The sequence below is a fragment of the Duganella sp. AC917 genome (assembly GCF_979258245.1).
In genome coordinates, this window is sequence record NZ_OZ409848.1 from 5,364,574 (window position 1) to 5,378,688 (window position 14,115).

The 14,115-nt window shown below is 63.7% G+C and carries 13 protein-coding genes; 2 read left to right on the forward strand and 11 right to left on the reverse strand.

From position 1 onward, the window contains the following. Positions 1-13 precede the first annotated feature (13 nt). The 7 genes from ACZ0BA_RS23440 to ACZ0BA_RS23470 all read right to left on the reverse strand — a co-directional run bounded on the left by ACZ0BA_RS23440 (position 14) and on the right by ACZ0BA_RS23470 (position 7,533). Entirely contained in the window at positions 14-1,057 is a 1,044-nt protein-coding gene (locus ACZ0BA_RS23440; RefSeq protein WP_463453555.1) for a histone deacetylase family protein, read from the reverse strand. A gap of 33 nt (positions 1,058-1,090) precedes the next feature. After that, positions 1,091-2,689, reverse strand: coding sequence for a glutamate--cysteine ligase (gene gshA / locus ACZ0BA_RS23445; RefSeq protein WP_463453556.1), 1,599 nt, complete (start codon positions 2,687-2,689; stop codon positions 1,091-1,093). 173 nt (positions 2,690-2,862) lie between these two features. Beyond that, on the reverse strand, positions 2,863-3,729 hold the full coding sequence (prmC, locus tag ACZ0BA_RS23450) for a peptide chain release factor N(5)-glutamine methyltransferase (RefSeq protein WP_463453557.1): 867 nt from the start codon (positions 3,727-3,729) through the stop codon (positions 2,863-2,865). Beyond that, positions 3,699-4,172: a disulfide bond formation protein B gene (locus ACZ0BA_RS23455; RefSeq protein ID WP_463453558.1), complete on the reverse strand. Its 474-nt coding sequence runs from the start codon at positions 4,170-4,172 to the stop codon at positions 3,699-3,701. The genes prmC and ACZ0BA_RS23455 overlap by 31 nt, the downstream gene beginning before the upstream one ends. 84 nt (positions 4,173-4,256) lie before the next feature. Next, the gene (gene prfA, locus ACZ0BA_RS23460) at positions 4,257-5,333 is read right to left on the reverse strand and encodes a peptide chain release factor 1 (protein WP_090323987.1); all 1,077 of its coding nucleotides are present in this window, start codon (positions 5,331-5,333) and stop codon (positions 4,257-4,259) included. Positions 5,334-5,449: 116 nt separating this feature from the next. Next, positions 5,450-6,724 carry a glutamyl-tRNA reductase gene (hemA, locus tag ACZ0BA_RS23465; RefSeq protein WP_463453559.1) on the reverse strand — a complete coding sequence of 425 codons (1,275 nt, stop codon included), beginning with the start codon at positions 6,722-6,724 and terminating at the stop codon, positions 5,450-5,452. A 116-nt stretch (positions 6,725-6,840) separates the two neighbouring features. Next, positions 6,841-7,533 (reverse strand): response regulator transcription factor, encoded by a 693-nt coding sequence (locus ACZ0BA_RS23470; RefSeq protein WP_090323982.1) that lies wholly within the window; start codon positions 7,531-7,533, stop codon positions 6,841-6,843. A gap of 238 nt (positions 7,534-7,771) precedes the next feature. Here ACZ0BA_RS23470 and ACZ0BA_RS23475 point away from each other — a divergent pair, with 238 nt between their 5' ends. Continuing rightward, the gene (locus tag ACZ0BA_RS23475; protein ID WP_463453560.1) at positions 7,772-8,302 is read left to right on the forward strand and encodes a hypothetical protein; all 531 of its coding nucleotides are present in this window, start codon (positions 7,772-7,774) and stop codon (positions 8,300-8,302) included. Between the two features lie 65 nt (positions 8,303-8,367). Here the strand turns inward: ACZ0BA_RS23475 and minE are convergent, their stop codons facing one another. The 4 genes from minE to metE form a co-directional block, all read right to left on the reverse strand. Then, positions 8,368-8,619: a cell division topological specificity factor MinE gene (gene minE / locus ACZ0BA_RS23480; protein ID WP_090323978.1), complete on the reverse strand. Its 252-nt coding sequence runs from the start codon at positions 8,617-8,619 to the stop codon at positions 8,368-8,370. Between the two features lie 2 nt (positions 8,620-8,621). Beyond that, complete coding sequence (gene minD, locus ACZ0BA_RS23485; RefSeq protein ID WP_090323976.1) at positions 8,622-9,437, reverse strand: septum site-determining protein MinD; 816 nt, start codon at positions 9,435-9,437, stop codon at positions 8,622-8,624. 36 nt (positions 9,438-9,473) lie between these two features. Further along, positions 9,474-10,295, reverse strand: a complete 822-nt coding sequence (gene minC / locus ACZ0BA_RS23490) for a septum site-determining protein MinC (protein ID WP_463453561.1) — start codon at positions 10,293-10,295, stop codon at positions 9,474-9,476. A 142-nt stretch (positions 10,296-10,437) separates the two neighbouring features. Further along, positions 10,438-12,822 carry a 5-methyltetrahydropteroyltriglutamate--homocysteine S-methyltransferase gene (metE, locus tag ACZ0BA_RS23495; RefSeq protein WP_463453562.1) on the reverse strand — a complete coding sequence of 795 codons (2,385 nt, stop codon included), beginning with the start codon at positions 12,820-12,822 and terminating at the stop codon, positions 10,438-10,440. Between the two features lie 107 nt (positions 12,823-12,929). Here metE and ACZ0BA_RS23500 point away from each other — a divergent pair, with 107 nt between their 5' ends. Further along, positions 12,930-13,838, forward strand: coding sequence for a LysR family transcriptional regulator (locus ACZ0BA_RS23500; RefSeq protein WP_463453563.1), 909 nt, complete (start codon positions 12,930-12,932; stop codon positions 13,836-13,838). The last annotated feature ends 277 nt before the right edge of the window (positions 13,839-14,115 follow it).

A 14,115-nucleotide genomic window follows, 5' to 3' on the forward strand; every position in this document is an offset into this window, starting at 1 on the left:
AACACGCATGTGCTCAAAGCGCGGTCTCGTAACCTTCGAGGACGTTGACGACATTGGTGCCCAGCTCCTTGACCGCGTAGCCGCCTTCGAAAATGAAGGCGGTCGGCAGGTTAAGGTAAGCCAGGCGCTCGCCCACCTTCAGGTAATCCGCGCTTTGCAGCGCGAAGCGCGACAGCGGGTCGCCGGCAAACGTGTCCACGCCCAGCGACACCACCAGCGCATCCGGCGCGAAACCGCCGATGCGGATGCAGGCCGTTTCCAGCGCCGTGAACCACGCCTTGACCGAGCTGCCGGCAGCCAGCGGCAAATTCATGTTGAAGCCCTGGCCGGCGCCTTCGCCCCGTTCATCCGCATGCCCGAGATAAAACGGATACTCGTTGCGCGGATCGGCGTGGATGGACACGAACAAGACGTCATCGCGTCCATAGAAAATGCTCTGCGTGCCGTTGCCGTGGTGGTAGTCGATGTCGATGATGGCGACCTTTTTTGCGCCGTCGTCGAGCATGTGCTGCGCGGCCAGCGCGGCGTTGTTCAGGAAGCAGTAGCCGCCGAAGAAATCGGCGCCGGCGTGGTGGCCCGGCGGCCGGCTCAGCACAAATGCGCCGCGCTCGCCCAGCCGCAGCGCGTGCGCGGCATTGACCGCACAGTCGGCGCCGGTCTTGGCGGCGGTCCAGGTGCCTGCCGTCAGCGGCGTGCCGCTGTCCATCGAGTACAAACCGAGTTTGGCGCAGAAGTTCTCCGGCTCGATGTCGTCGCGCAGCGTGCGCACCGGCCAGACGGCGGGAAAGGCGTCCTTCTGCGCGTTGGCGGGATCGAGCGCCAGCCATTCGCTCCACGCGGTGCGCAGGAAGTGCAGGTAGCGCGGCGTGTGGATGCGCTCCAATGACATCAACGGCACGCCGTGCGGCGTGACGATGCGGCCCAGCCCACGCCGGCCCAGCTCCGCCAGCACCGAGTCCGCGCGCTCCGGTTTTTCGAAGCACGGCACCATCTCGCCACGAAAAATCTCGTAGCGACCCCGGTGCTGGGCGTGCAGCTCGTTGTAGAAGGTGAGCACGGGCGTCCCGTTAAATTGTGGTTGGTCGCAGGGTCAGTCGCAGTCCACGCTGGAATGGCACAAATTGCTGGCGCGGTAGGCGCCGACGTAGTCGTCGAAACTGCCTTGCGGCGCGGCTTCCATCTCGGCCTGTTCGGCCAGCGAGACGGCGGCCATGCCGTCGAAATACGCGACGTCTTCGGCGCTCGGTGGATGGCTGCGGAAGTAGGCGGCGTGCTTTTCGCTCTGCGCCAGGCCGAAGGCGGCGAACGAATTGCCATTGGCCTGCAATGCCGCCAGCACCTTGGCCGACGGCGTCAGGGTGGCGTCGGCCAGCTTGGCCGATTGCGCCGTCATCGCGTCGACGTGGGCGCTGTCGCCGCGCAGCGAGTCCAGAAGCTCGGCCGCCGGACGGATACGTTCGAGCAGTTCGGCGCCCCAGCTTTGCAGGCTGATGTCGCCGTCGTCGTTGGTCAGGGTCAGGCCCGGACGGCGGCCTTCCTTGACGGTGCGGGCAAAGTTGCGGGTGTGGCGCTGGCTTTCCTCGGGCGCGATCTGCGGGCTTTCCTCCAGTGCGCAGAACAGCAGGAAGGCGTCGAGGAAGCGGCCCGCCTCGACGCTGATGCCGACCGGTTCGAACGGATCGACGTCCATGCAGCGCACCTCGATGTACTGCACGCCGCGCGCGCACAGCGCCTGGATCGGCCGTTCGCCGGTCTGGATCACGCGCTTGGGGCGGATGGTGGAGTAGTACTCGTTTTCGATCTGCAGCACGTTGGTGCTGAGCTGTATCCATTCGCCATCGCGCTTGGTGCCCAGTTCCGCGTACGGCGCGTACGGCTGGTTGACGGCCTTGGTCAGCGCGGCGACGTAACTGTCCAAACAGTTCTCGTGCGGGCTCAGGCCCGATTGCGCGTCGTTCTGGTAACCGAGGTCGCTCATGCGAAGACTGGTGGCGTACGGCAGGTACAGCGTGTCTTCGGACAGCGTCTCGAGTTTGTGCGGACGGCCGCGCAGGAAACCGGTCGACAGCACCGGCGAGGCGCCGAACAGGTACATCAGCAGCCAGCTGTAGCGGCGGAAGTTGCGGATGGTCGCGAGGTAGGCTTCCGACTGATAGCCCTTCTTCGACAGGCGCTTGGTGGCCGGCTCGTTTTCGGCCAGCACGCGCCACAGACGTTCGTCCAGCGAGTAGTTGTAGTGGATGCCGGCGATGCACTGCATCGCTTTACCGTAGCGCAGCGCCAGGCCGCGACGGTAGACGTGTTTGAGCGTGCCCAGATTGGAGGTGCCGTACCAGGCGATCTCGATGTCTTCCTCGCCGGGCAGCTGGCATGGCATCGATTGGCTCCACAGCAGTTCGTCGCCCAATTTGCTATAGGCGTAGCGGTGGATGCCGTCGAGCTTTTCGATGGTGGTGGCGATGTCTTTTTCGGCCGGCGTGATGAACTCCAGCAGCGCCTCGGCGTAGTCGGTGGTGATCTGCGGATGCGTCAGGGCCGAGCCCATGGCCACTGGATGCGCAGTGGCGGCCAAATGGCCTTGCCGGTCAACCCGCAGCGTTTCGCGCTCGATGCCACGCAAGCCACCAAGCACCGCGCGGTGCTCTGGCTTGGCCAGCAATGCCAGGCGGCGAGTCAGTAGATTGGACAATTGGATCTTCCTTTCGTGTTGCATCAAACAAACTGTGAGGTGCGAGATTAACCGAAAACCGGCAAGCGCGTTGGCGGGGCCAGAAGTTGGCCATTACCAAAGATCGCTTGCTAGTTTATCAAATAGTGGGGGAGCTGGCGTAAAGCCAGCATATCCCGGGGGTGGGGCGGCCGTCAGTGCGCCCGCGCACCGGTCACGCGCTCGATGCCTGCGAGGTCGGTCCAGCTTTGCACGTCGGTGTAACCTTGTTCGGATAATAACTGGCGGACGGCCGCCGACTGGTCGTAGCCGTGCTCCATCAGCAGCCAGCCGGCGGGCTTCAGACGTGCTTTCGCTCCCGCCACGATGATGCGCAGCGCCGACAGGCCGTCGGCGTGGTCGGTCAGCGCGCCCACCGGTTCGTAGCGCAAATCGCCCTCGGACAGGTGACGGTCGCCGCTGGCGATATAGGGCGGGTTGGAGGCGATGACGTCGAACGGCGGCAGACCGTCCAGCGCCGCGTACCAGTCGCTTTGCAGGAAGGCGACGCGGGCGCCGTTGGCGGCGGCGTTGCGGCGGGCGACGGCCAGCGCCTCCGGGCTGACATCGAGGGCGGTGACGTCGGCGTCGGGCCGCGTGTGGGCCAGGGCGACGGCAATGGCGCCGCTGCCGGTGCCCATGTCGAGCACCCGGCCCGACGGCGGCAGGCGCTCGAGGGTCAGCTCGACCAGCAATTCGGTGTCCGGACGGGGTATCAGCACGGCGCCGCAGACTTCAAACGGCAGGCCGAAAAATTCGCGCTGGCCGACGATGTAGGCGATCGGTTCGCCGTCCAGGCGGCGTTGCACCAGCGCGGCGAAGCGCTGCGCCTCGTCGGCGCTCAGCGCGCGTTCGGACTGGGTGATCAGGCCCACGCGGGTCAATCCCAGCGCGTGGCACAGCAGGATGCGGTTATCCAGCGCGTCAAGCAGCGACTGCGTTTGCAGCGCGCCGACGCTGACGCCGGCCTCGATGGCGCCGAGTCGGTCGATCATGCGCGCGTGCGGCGCAACAGCGCCCATGCCAGCGCCAGCGCGAAGAAGGCGAACCAGATGAAGGACCACTGCGGAATCGCCAGGCCGAACCACGGCGCCAGCGCGTCTTCGCACAGGCCGTCGGCGCGGAACAGGAAGGGCAGGTAGGTGGCGGTGGGGATCTTGTTGAGGAAGGTCTCCATCGGGTCGATGCCGCACGACAGGCCCGGGTTGGCCAGAATGTAGAGGTGGTCGCCGGCGAAGTAAAGCCCGCCCAGCGCGGCCAACAGGCCGACGCCGGCGCCGATTTTCGGCTTGCTGATGTACGCGCCGATCAGCGAGGCGATGCCGATCGCCAGGAACAGGTAGCGCTGGATCACGCACAGCGGACATGGAAGCATGTCGAGGCCATGCTGCAGATACAGGGCAATGGCGATCAGGCCGAAGCTGGCGAAGGCGATAAACAGCAGCAGGGAGCGGGACTGGTTCATGATTTATCCGTTGTAGTGAGTCGCGTGATTTTCGCACATCACCGGCGTTGCGGTCTTAGGCCGCTCTTAATCTCGGGATAAGGCTTAATCGCCCAGCGCCGCCAGCAACTCGGCCTGGTGTTCGGCCGCCAGCGCGTTGGTCAGCTCCGTCAGGTCGCCGTCCATGATGAAGTCAAGCTTGTACAAGGTCAGGTTGATGCGGTGGTCTGTCATGCGGCCCTGCGGGAAGTTATAGGTGCGAATCCGCTCGCTGCGGTCGCCCGAGCCGATCAGGCTCTTACGGGTGGCCGCTTCCTTCGATTGCTGCTCGCGCAGCTGCACGTCCTTGATGCGCGCGGCCAGCACCTTCATCGCCTGCGCCTTGTTCTTGTGCTGCGAACGGTCATCCTGGCATTCGACCACGATCCCGGTCGGCAAGTGGGTCAGGCGCACCGCCGAATCGGTTTTGTTGATGTGCTGACCGCCGGCGCCGGAAGCGCGGAAGGTGTCGATGCGCAGGTCGGCCGGGTTGATGTTGACGTCTTCGACTTCGTCCGCCTCCGGCATCACCGCCACGGTGCAGGCGGAGGTGTGGATGCGGCCCTGGGTTTCCGTCGCCGGCACGCGCTGCACGCGGTGGCCGCCGGATTCGAATTTGAGCTTGGCGTAGACGCCGTTGCCGACCAGGCGCACGATCACCTCGCGGTAGCCGCCCAGGTCCGACGCCGATTCCGACACCACTTCCACCTGCCAGCGATTGCGCTCGGCGAAGCGGGTGTACATGCGCAGCAGGTCGCCGGCGAACAAGGCCGATTCGTCGCCGCCGGTGCCGGCGCGGATTTCGAGGAAGATGTTGCGCTCGTCGTTGGCGTCCTTCGGCAGCAGCATTTTTTGCAGTTCGATTTCCAGTTCGGCCATGCGTGCCTTGGACGCTTCGATTTCGTCCTGCGCGAATTCCTTCATCTCGGGATCGGACAGCATCTCCTGCGCGGCGGCGCCGTCGCCGATCGCTTCCTGGTAGGCGTTGTACAGCGCCACCAGCGGACCGAGTTCGGCGTGCTCGCGGGTCATTTTCCGGTAGGCGTCCATATTGCTGGTCGCGCCTTCGGACATGAGCAATTCATCGAGTTCGACCAGGCGGTTGGCCAGTTGATCGAGCTTGGACAGCATGGATGGTTTCATAGCGTATGCGGTATTCAGTAAGGGGTGAGGCGGATGCCGCGCGAAGGCGGCGGAGAGTGCGATTCGGCTCCAATCGGCTGCAAGCGCGATCGGCCTTGTGATGTGTGGCGGGGGCGCTAACGGCGGCCGCGGAACAGTTGCGGCAGCAGCTCGGCCAGGTGGGCGCGCTCGTCGCCCTGGGCACGGTGCAGCGCCTGCTGCGGGCCGTGCATGAATTTCGCGGTCAAACCCTTGGACAGCGCTTCGAGCACGGCGTCGATATCCTCGCCCCTGGCCAGCATCTTGCGGGCGCGTTCGAGCTCCATCTGGCGCAGCGCTTCGCTGTTTTCCTGCAAACTCTGAATCACCGGCACCACGGCGCGGTCGTCGATCCAGTGCATGAACGACTGCACCCGCGTCTCGATGATCGCCTCGGCCTGCGCGACGGCGGCCTGGCGGTTCTCCATACCGGTCTGCACGACTTTACCGAGATCGTCGACGGTGTACAGGAAGGCGTCGTTCAGGCGCGCCACTTCCGGCTCGATATCGCGCGGCACGGCCAGATCGACCATGAACATCGGCTTGTGGCGGCGCGCCTTGATCGCGCGCTCCACCATGCCAAGGCCGATCAGCGGCAGCGACGACGCGGTGCAGGAGATGACGATGTCGTACTGGTGCAGCTTGTCCTGCAGGTCGGCCAGGCGGATCGCGCGGCCGCCGTAGCGGTGCGCCAGCAGCTCGCCGCGTTCCAGCGTGCGGTTGGCGATGGTGATGGTTTTCGGATTTTGCGCGGCGAAGTGGGTGGCGCACAATTCGATCATCTCGCCGGCGCCGATGAACAGCACGTTCTGCTCGGAGATCTTGTCGAAGATGCGCTGCGACAGGCGCACGGCGGCGGCGGCCATCGAGACGCTGTGCGCGCCGATCTCGGTGGTGCTGCGCACTTCCTTGGCGACCGAGAAGCTGCGCTGGAACAGCTGGTGCAGATAGGTGCCCAGGCCGCCCGCTTCGTCGGCGGTGCGGATAGCGTCCTTGATCTGGCCGAGGATCTGCGTTTCGCCCAGCACCATCGAATCGAGCCCGGAGGCGACGCGGAAGGTGTGGCGCACGGCGTCGTGCTGCGGCAACAAATACAGGTGCGGACGCAGTTCGGCGTAGTTCAACTTGTGGAAATCGGCCAGGAAATGGGCGCCGGCGTCGAGCGGATCGGGCACCTGGCTGGCCGCGTAGAGCTCGGTGCGGTTGCAGGTCGACAGGATGGCCGCCTCGTCGCTGCCGCGATGGTCGATGCGCTCGAACCACGAACGCGCCGCCACCACCGCCTGACCGAGCTGGTCAGGGGCGAACGCCAGTTGCTCGCGAAGCGCGACCGGTGCGGTGTTGTGGTTGAGGCCGACGGCGAGCAGCTGCATTTCGGGTCCGGACGATGAATTAGCGGACATTATACCGTGATGTACCTCTATGTTGCCCCGACGCTGCCTAAAGCCATAGCAGCGGCCCTTCCGTCGGACCAGGCCGGCGCGAAGATTTAGGCCGCGCCGAGTTTTTCCAGACGGTAACCGTAGCTGTAGACCGGCACCAGGCGGAAGCCGTTCTCCGGCTTCAACTGCAATTTGTTGCGCACGCGCGAAACGTGGGTATCCATGGTGCGCGACGGCACGGCGGTCTCGCGGATCCACACGGCCTCGTGAATATAGGCGCGCGACAGTGGCCGGCCGATGTTGCGGAAAAATAACAGTGCGAGGTAGAACTCTTTGTGGGTAACGTCCAAAACTACGCCATCCATCAACAAACGGCCGGGCCGGGTCTCGAAAACGTATTGACCGAATTGCAATTGTTCAGCGCCGTTCTGGGCCGGATACGCGCGGCGCAGCAGCGCTTGCACGCGCGCGACCATCTCGCTGCGGCGTAGCGGCTTGATCATGTAATCGTCGGCGCCGGCGGCCAGGCCGGCGACGATATCGTCCTCGCCGGAACTGGTCGTGAGGAACAGCACGGGGGCGCTGTCGGGCAGCTTTTCACGAGCGCGGCGCATCACTTCGGCACCGGTCAGGTCGACCACCTGCCAGTCGAGTATGAGCATGTCGTAACTGTCTTTACGCAGCTGTGCCAGCACGTCCTTTGCTGTCTGAAAACTGTGGCAAATGTGGCCGGCGGAAGTCAATACCTGGCAGATCAAGTCTGCCTGGCTGCGGTCGTTGTCGAGTACGGCGATTCTCATACTGCTGCCTGTAGGAAATATATGTTAAAGAGATGTCACGTCAAATATAACAGAGATTCACAAATTAATTGGCAGAATGATTAAATATTTTTTTTGGGACATAAAGCTTTTCGCTTTGACAATGTCACTTTTTCATCGTGCGCGTCGTGTTGGTGAGTACAAGGTACACTGGAAAAAACCCGAATTCAATGAAGAAGTTGAAATCAGGAAATAAATTTCAGTTCTTCCGGGAGGCGCGATGGGGCTCAAAAACAACACCAACTGGACCTTGGTTCCAGGCACCGCCAGCGACATCGCTGCGGTGCGGGAACGCTGCCGCAAACTGGTGCGGCGCCGCGCGATGGTGTCGGCCGGCGTGGCGGCGGTGCCGGTTCCGGGCCTGGACCTGTTGTCGGACATGCGCCTGTTTGCGCAGCTGATCGACGACATCAACCACGAGTTCGGGTTATCGGACGAGCAGATCGAGCAGCTGCAGCCGAAATTCAAACTGATCGCCTATGAGGCGGCGGTTGGCGTAGGTGGCATGTTGATCGGCAAGGTGATCACGCGCGAGCTGGTGTCGCACGTGCTGCGCCGCACCGGCATGAAAACGGTGGCGCGCCAGGCTGGCAAGATGGTGCCGTTTGCCGGCCAGATCGCTGCGGCCGGGCTGGGATTTTTCGCGTTCCGGCAGATCGGCTACCAGCACGTGGAGGCCTGCGCCAAGGTGGCGGCCTTGCTGGTGACTGCGGGTGTCGCGCAGGATGGCGTCGTCGCGCATCCGGCGTAATTGTGTCGCGGACGACACGTTGGCGGGCCGCCGAACCCGCCGCTTCGTGACTGGCGTTTAGTGCATCAAGCGTCCGGCAGCACCACGTTGACGTCCAGCACCTCCAGGTTGCCCTGGCGATCGAGCGAGATCTTGATGTCGTCGGCGTTGACCTTGGTGTACTTCGAAATCACCTCGATCAATTCCTTGTGCAGCGCCGGCAGAAAATCCGGACCGCTGCGGCCATTGCGCTCGCGCGCGATGATGATCTGCAACCGCTCCTTGGCCGCTGTCGCGGTTTTCTGTTTTTGCGGGAACAGGAAAGAAAGCAGGGCCATGGTCACTTGCTCCCAAAAATACGCTGCAGAAGGCCTGGCTTTTCATAATTGACGAAGCGCAACGGCAATTCCTGGCCGAGGAAGCGCGACACCACGTCTTCGTAGGCTTCCGCAACATCGGTGCCCTTGAAGTGAATGGCCGGGTTACCCTGGTTTGAAGCGTGCAGCACCGATTCCGATTCCGGGATGATGCCGATCAAAGGAATGCGCAGAATTTCCTGCACGTCTTGGTACGACAGCATTTCGTCCGCTTCCACGCGTTTCGGCGAGTAGCGGGTGATCAGCAGATGTTCCTTGACCGGCTCGCCGCCGGTCTGGGCGCGGCGCGACTTGGCCTGGATGATGCCGAGGATGCGGTCCGAATCGCGCACCGACGACACTTCCGGATTGGTGACGATGATCGCTTCGTCGGCGAAGGTCAGCGCCATCAGCGCGCCGTGCTCGATACCGGCCGGCGAATCGCAGATGATGAATTCGAAGCCCATGTTGATCAGTTCATGCAGCACGACTTCCACGCCGTCTTCCGACAGCGCATCCTTGTCGCGCGTCTGCGAGGCCGGCAGGATGAACAGGTTGTCGCAGTGCTTGTCCTTGATCAGCGCCTGGGTCAGCGACGCTTCCTTGTTGATCACGTTGATCAGGTCGTAGACGACGCGGCGTTCGCAACCCATGATCAGGTCCAGGTTGCGCAGGCCGACGTCGAAATCGATGACGGCGGTCTTATGGCCGCGCATCGCCAGACCGGTGGAGAAGCTCGCGCTGGAAGTCGTCTTACCGACACCGCCCTTGCCGGACGTCACTACAATGATTCTCGCCACAAATAATCCTTTTCAGAGAGACGAACAGCGGGCCAATCAGGCGCGGTTCGCGGAATTGATAGATAGTATATCGATTCGGTCGCCGACCAAGCGGATTTGCGCAGGGGATCGTGCGAACTCGGCGGGGAAGCCGTCTTCAAAAGTGCGGTAAACGCCGGCAATTGACACCAATTCCGGCGACATGGTCATGGCAAAGATGCGGGCCTCGGGATTGCCGGAAGCGCCCGCCAGCGCGCGGCCGTGCAGCGTGTTGTAGACGTGGATGCTGCCGTCGGCGATGACTTCGGCGCCGTTGTTGACGACCGCCGTGATGATCAGGTCGCAGCCGCGCGCATAGATGCGCTGGCCGGCGCGCACCGGCGTGTCGATGATCATGACGCCGGCGTTGCCGGGCAGGCCGTCGGTGGCTGCGGCGGCGGTCGCTGCCGCGACCGGCGGCTTGCCTGGGGCCGGTGCTGGCGCCGGGGCTGCGGCCTTGGCAGCCTCCTTGGCGGCTGTTTTGGCCGCTGCCGCGTCGGCCTCGTCGGCGCGCGGCTTGGTTGCCGTTTCCAGGCTCAGGCCGTGGGCGGCGATGGCGGCGGCCATCGACGGCGGCGCGTTGCGCACGGCGACCGGATTCAGGCGGTATTTTTTCAACAGGGCGATGATGCCGGCCCAGTCGACCGGATCGCTGCCGGCCGGCAGCGCGGCGACGTCGATCACCGCCAGGTCGTCTTCAAAAAAGTCGGTGGTGCCGCCGGTCATTTCGGCCAGCGCGGCGTCGAGAGCGATGCTGTCGGCGGTCGCGAGGATGGCGGAAACGGCGACCACGGTGGAAATCTTGATTTCGATGGGCTTTTGAAACAGGCTCTTGGACATGGGCGACAGTATGAGAGGTATATGAGGTGAACAACCTCGCGCGCATGCGCAGGCACGAGCATTCTACTGTGGAAAACGGCTGAAGGGGAGGCCCGATACGCTTGCGCGCAAGCAAATAGGCGGGATCGGGCCTTGGGAGATATCAGTACACCGCGTGCTCGGCCCGCAGCTGGTGGGCGGCCGCCACCATATTGCGCAGCGCAGTCTCCGTCTCCGCCCACCCGCGCGTCTTCAGGCCGCAATCAGGATTCACCCAGAGATTGCCAACAGGAATCACCGCGCTGGCCTTGCGCAGCAGCCGCACCATCTCGGCTTGCCCCGGCACGCGCGGCGAGTGGATGTCGTACACGCCCGGTCCGATCTCGTTCGGGTAGCGGAATTGGCCGAAGCCATTGAGCAGCTCCATGTCCGAGCGGCTGGTCTCGATCGTGATCACGTCCGCGTCCATGGCGGCGATCTGCGGCAAAATGTCGTTGAACTCCGCGTAGCACATGTGCGTGTGGATCTGCGTGCCGTCCGCCGCCACGCCGGCCGAGACGCGGAACGCGCGCGTGGCCCACGCCAGATAGTCATCCCAGCGGCCCCGGCGCAGCGGCAACCCTTCGCGCACGGCGGGCTCGTCGATCTGGATGATGCCGATGCCGGCGCGCTGCAGATCGTCCACCTCGTCCCGGATCGCCAGCGCCAGTTGCAGCGCGGTGCGCGAACGCGGCTGGTCGTCGCGCACGAACGACCATTGCAGGATAGTGATCGGTCCCGTCAGCATGCCCTTCATCGGTTTGCCGGTCAGGCTTTGCGCGTGCACGGTCCAGTCCACCGTCATCGGCTTCGGACGGCTGACGTCGCCATAAATAATGGGCGGCTTGACGCAGCGCGAGCCGTACGACTGCACCCAGCCCAGCCGCGTGAAGACGAAGCCGTCGAGCTGCTCGCCGAAGTATTCGACCATGTCGTTGCGCTCGGCCTCGCCGTGCACCAGCACGTCCAGTCCCAGATCCTCCTGACGGCGCACCGCGTAGGCGATCTCGTCGCGCATCTTGCCTTCGTACTCGGCGGCGCTCAGTTCGCCGCGCTTGAAACCGGCGCGGGCGGCGCGGATGGCCGGCGTTTGCGGGAACGAGCCGATGGTGGTGGTCGGAAAGTCCGGCAGGCGCAGCCGCGCGCGCTGCACGGCCTGCCGCTGCGCGAAGACCGATCGCCGGCGGTCGGCATCGTCGCCCAGCGTGGCCAGGCGCTCGCGCACGGCGGCCCGGTGTACGCGTTCGCTGGCGCCGCGCCGCGCCAGCGCCGCGCGCGAGAGCGCCAGCGCGTCGCTGACCGAGGACTCGTGGATGCCTTGCAACGCTTGCTTCAGCACAAACAGCTCGTCGAGTTTTTCGGTGGCGAAGGCCAGCCACGATTTGGTGTCGGCGTTGAGCGCGTGCTCGGCCGCAAGCGTGAACGGCACGTGCAGCAACGAGCACGACGACGACAGCCAAAGCTTGCCGCCACGCTTGTCGACGATGGGCGCCAAGGTGGCCAGCGCCGCGTCCAGATCCGTGCGCCAGATATTGCGGCCGTCGACGATGCCGACCGACAGCACCTTGTGCACAGGCAGCCAGTCGGCGATGCTGGTCAGCTCGTGCGCGGCGCGCACGCCGTCCACATGCAATCCCGCCACGGGCAGGCGGCAGGCCAGGCTGAGGTTTTCTTCCAGTGGAGAAAAGTAAGTCGCCAGCAGCAGCGGCACGCCGACCTGATTGAGTTGCCAGTAGGTGTTTTCAAACGCGCTGCGCCACGGCGCCGGCAGGTCCAGCCCGAGGATCGGCTCGTCCACCTGCACCCATTGCACGCCTTGTGCTTTCAGCCGGTCCAGCACCGCGCCGTACACCGGCAACAGTTTGTCTAGCAGGTCCAGGCGGTTGAAACCCGGCTCGCCCGCGCCCTTTTCTTTGCCCAGCCACAGGAAACTGAGCGGACCAAGCAGCACGGCCTTGACCGCGTGGCCGAGTGCCTGCGCTTCGGCGACCTCGTCAAAGAGCCGCTCGCAGGCCAGCGAGAATGCGGTTTCCGCCGTGAATTCCGGTACCAGATAATGGTAATTGGTGTCGAACCATTTGGTCATTTCCAGCGCGGCTGACGCGTGCGTGCCGGTATCGTGAGCATGCTCGTGGCCGCAGCCGGTGGCGCATTCCTTGTGCGCACCGCCGCCATCGCCGCGCGCCATCGCGAAATAGCGGCTCAGCTGCGATTGACGCGGATCGAAGCGGTAGCGCGCCGGTTCGCAGCCCAATAGCTGAACATGATTGGCTACCTGGTCGTAGAAGGCGAAATCGCCGACGGTGACGAAATCCAGCCCGGCTCGCTCCTGCAGCGCCCAGTGGCGGGCGCGCAGTTCCCTGCCGATTTTCTCCAGTTCGGCCTCCGCGAGCTCGCCGCGCCAGTGCGACTCGAGCGCGAACTTCAGTTCACGGGAGGCGCCGATGCGGGGAAATCCCGGAATGTGCGTGTGGATGTGGCTCTCGCCTGCTTTATTTGATGGTGTCATGATCGGTGTCATCCGCATTTAATATTGATGCGATAAAGTTTGCGGCATTCCGGTCTATAATCAAAACGAAAGATTTTGTAGTTTCACATGAAAATTATTAATAGACCATGCTAGAGATACGCCACCTTCGCACCCTGAGCGCGCTTCGTTCGGCAGGCAGCCTGGTGCGCGCCGCCCAACTGCTCAACCTGACCCAGTCGGCGTTGTCGCATCAAATCAAGTTACTGGAAGATCGCTACGGTGGGCCGCTTTTTGAGCGAAAATCCGTACCGATCGGCTTTACCGCAACAGGTGCGCGGCTGCTCAAACTGGCCGATATGCTGTTGCCGGAGATCGAGGCGGCCGAGCGCGAAGTGGCCCGCCTGACCCAGGGCGACACCGGCCAGTTGCGCGTCGCGCTCGAATGCCACACCTGCTTCGACTGGCTGATGCCGGTCATGGACGAGTTCCGCAAACGCTGGCCGGACGTGGAAATCGATCTGGTCTCCGGTTTCCACAGCGAGCCGGCCGAACTGCTGCGCAGCGGCGCCGCCGACCTCGTCATCGGCTCGCCGTATGGCCCGGATTTCGTAACCTTCCCGCTGTTCCGCTATGAAATCCTGGTCGTCATGGCGCAAAAGCACCGGCTGGCCATGCAGCGCCGCTTGCACGCGGCCGACTTCGAGGGCGAGACCCTGATCACCTATCCGGTGCCGGAAAACCGCATCGACCTGATCCGTGAAGTGCTGCAACCGGCCGGCGTCCAGGTCCAGCGCCGCACCGCCGAGCTGACCGTAGCCGTGTTGCAACTGGTCGCCAGCCGCCGCGGCATTGCCGCCCTGCCCAACTGGGCCATCAAAAACTACGTCGACTACGACTACGTCATCGCCAAACCTGTTGGCGACCACGGCCTGTGGAGCGACTTGTTCGTCTCGGTGCCGGAGTCGCAAAAGCACAAAGCCTATGTGCTCGACTTTGTCAAAGTGATACGTGAACAGTGCGCCGCCTCGCTCGACGGTATCAGATTATTGTCGTGACAAATTAACATTGTTTCTTCAGAATGTGTATTGAGGTTGGTCGAAGGCAAAGGTTGACGTAAATCAAAGTGCCGCCAAATCCGGGCGCTTACGATAAGGCCGCAACGCCGCCAGCCGCTGGCATGGATGCTGCTAGACACATAGCGACCGTTCCTCGCGGCGACGCACAATCGAAACCCCCCACGGCCTCGCCGCCGTAGGCGTATTATCGACGTTCACGTAGTTGATCAATGTTGTTGCTAAACTAAGCCGGCCGTGCCGGCGTATTGGAGAGTCA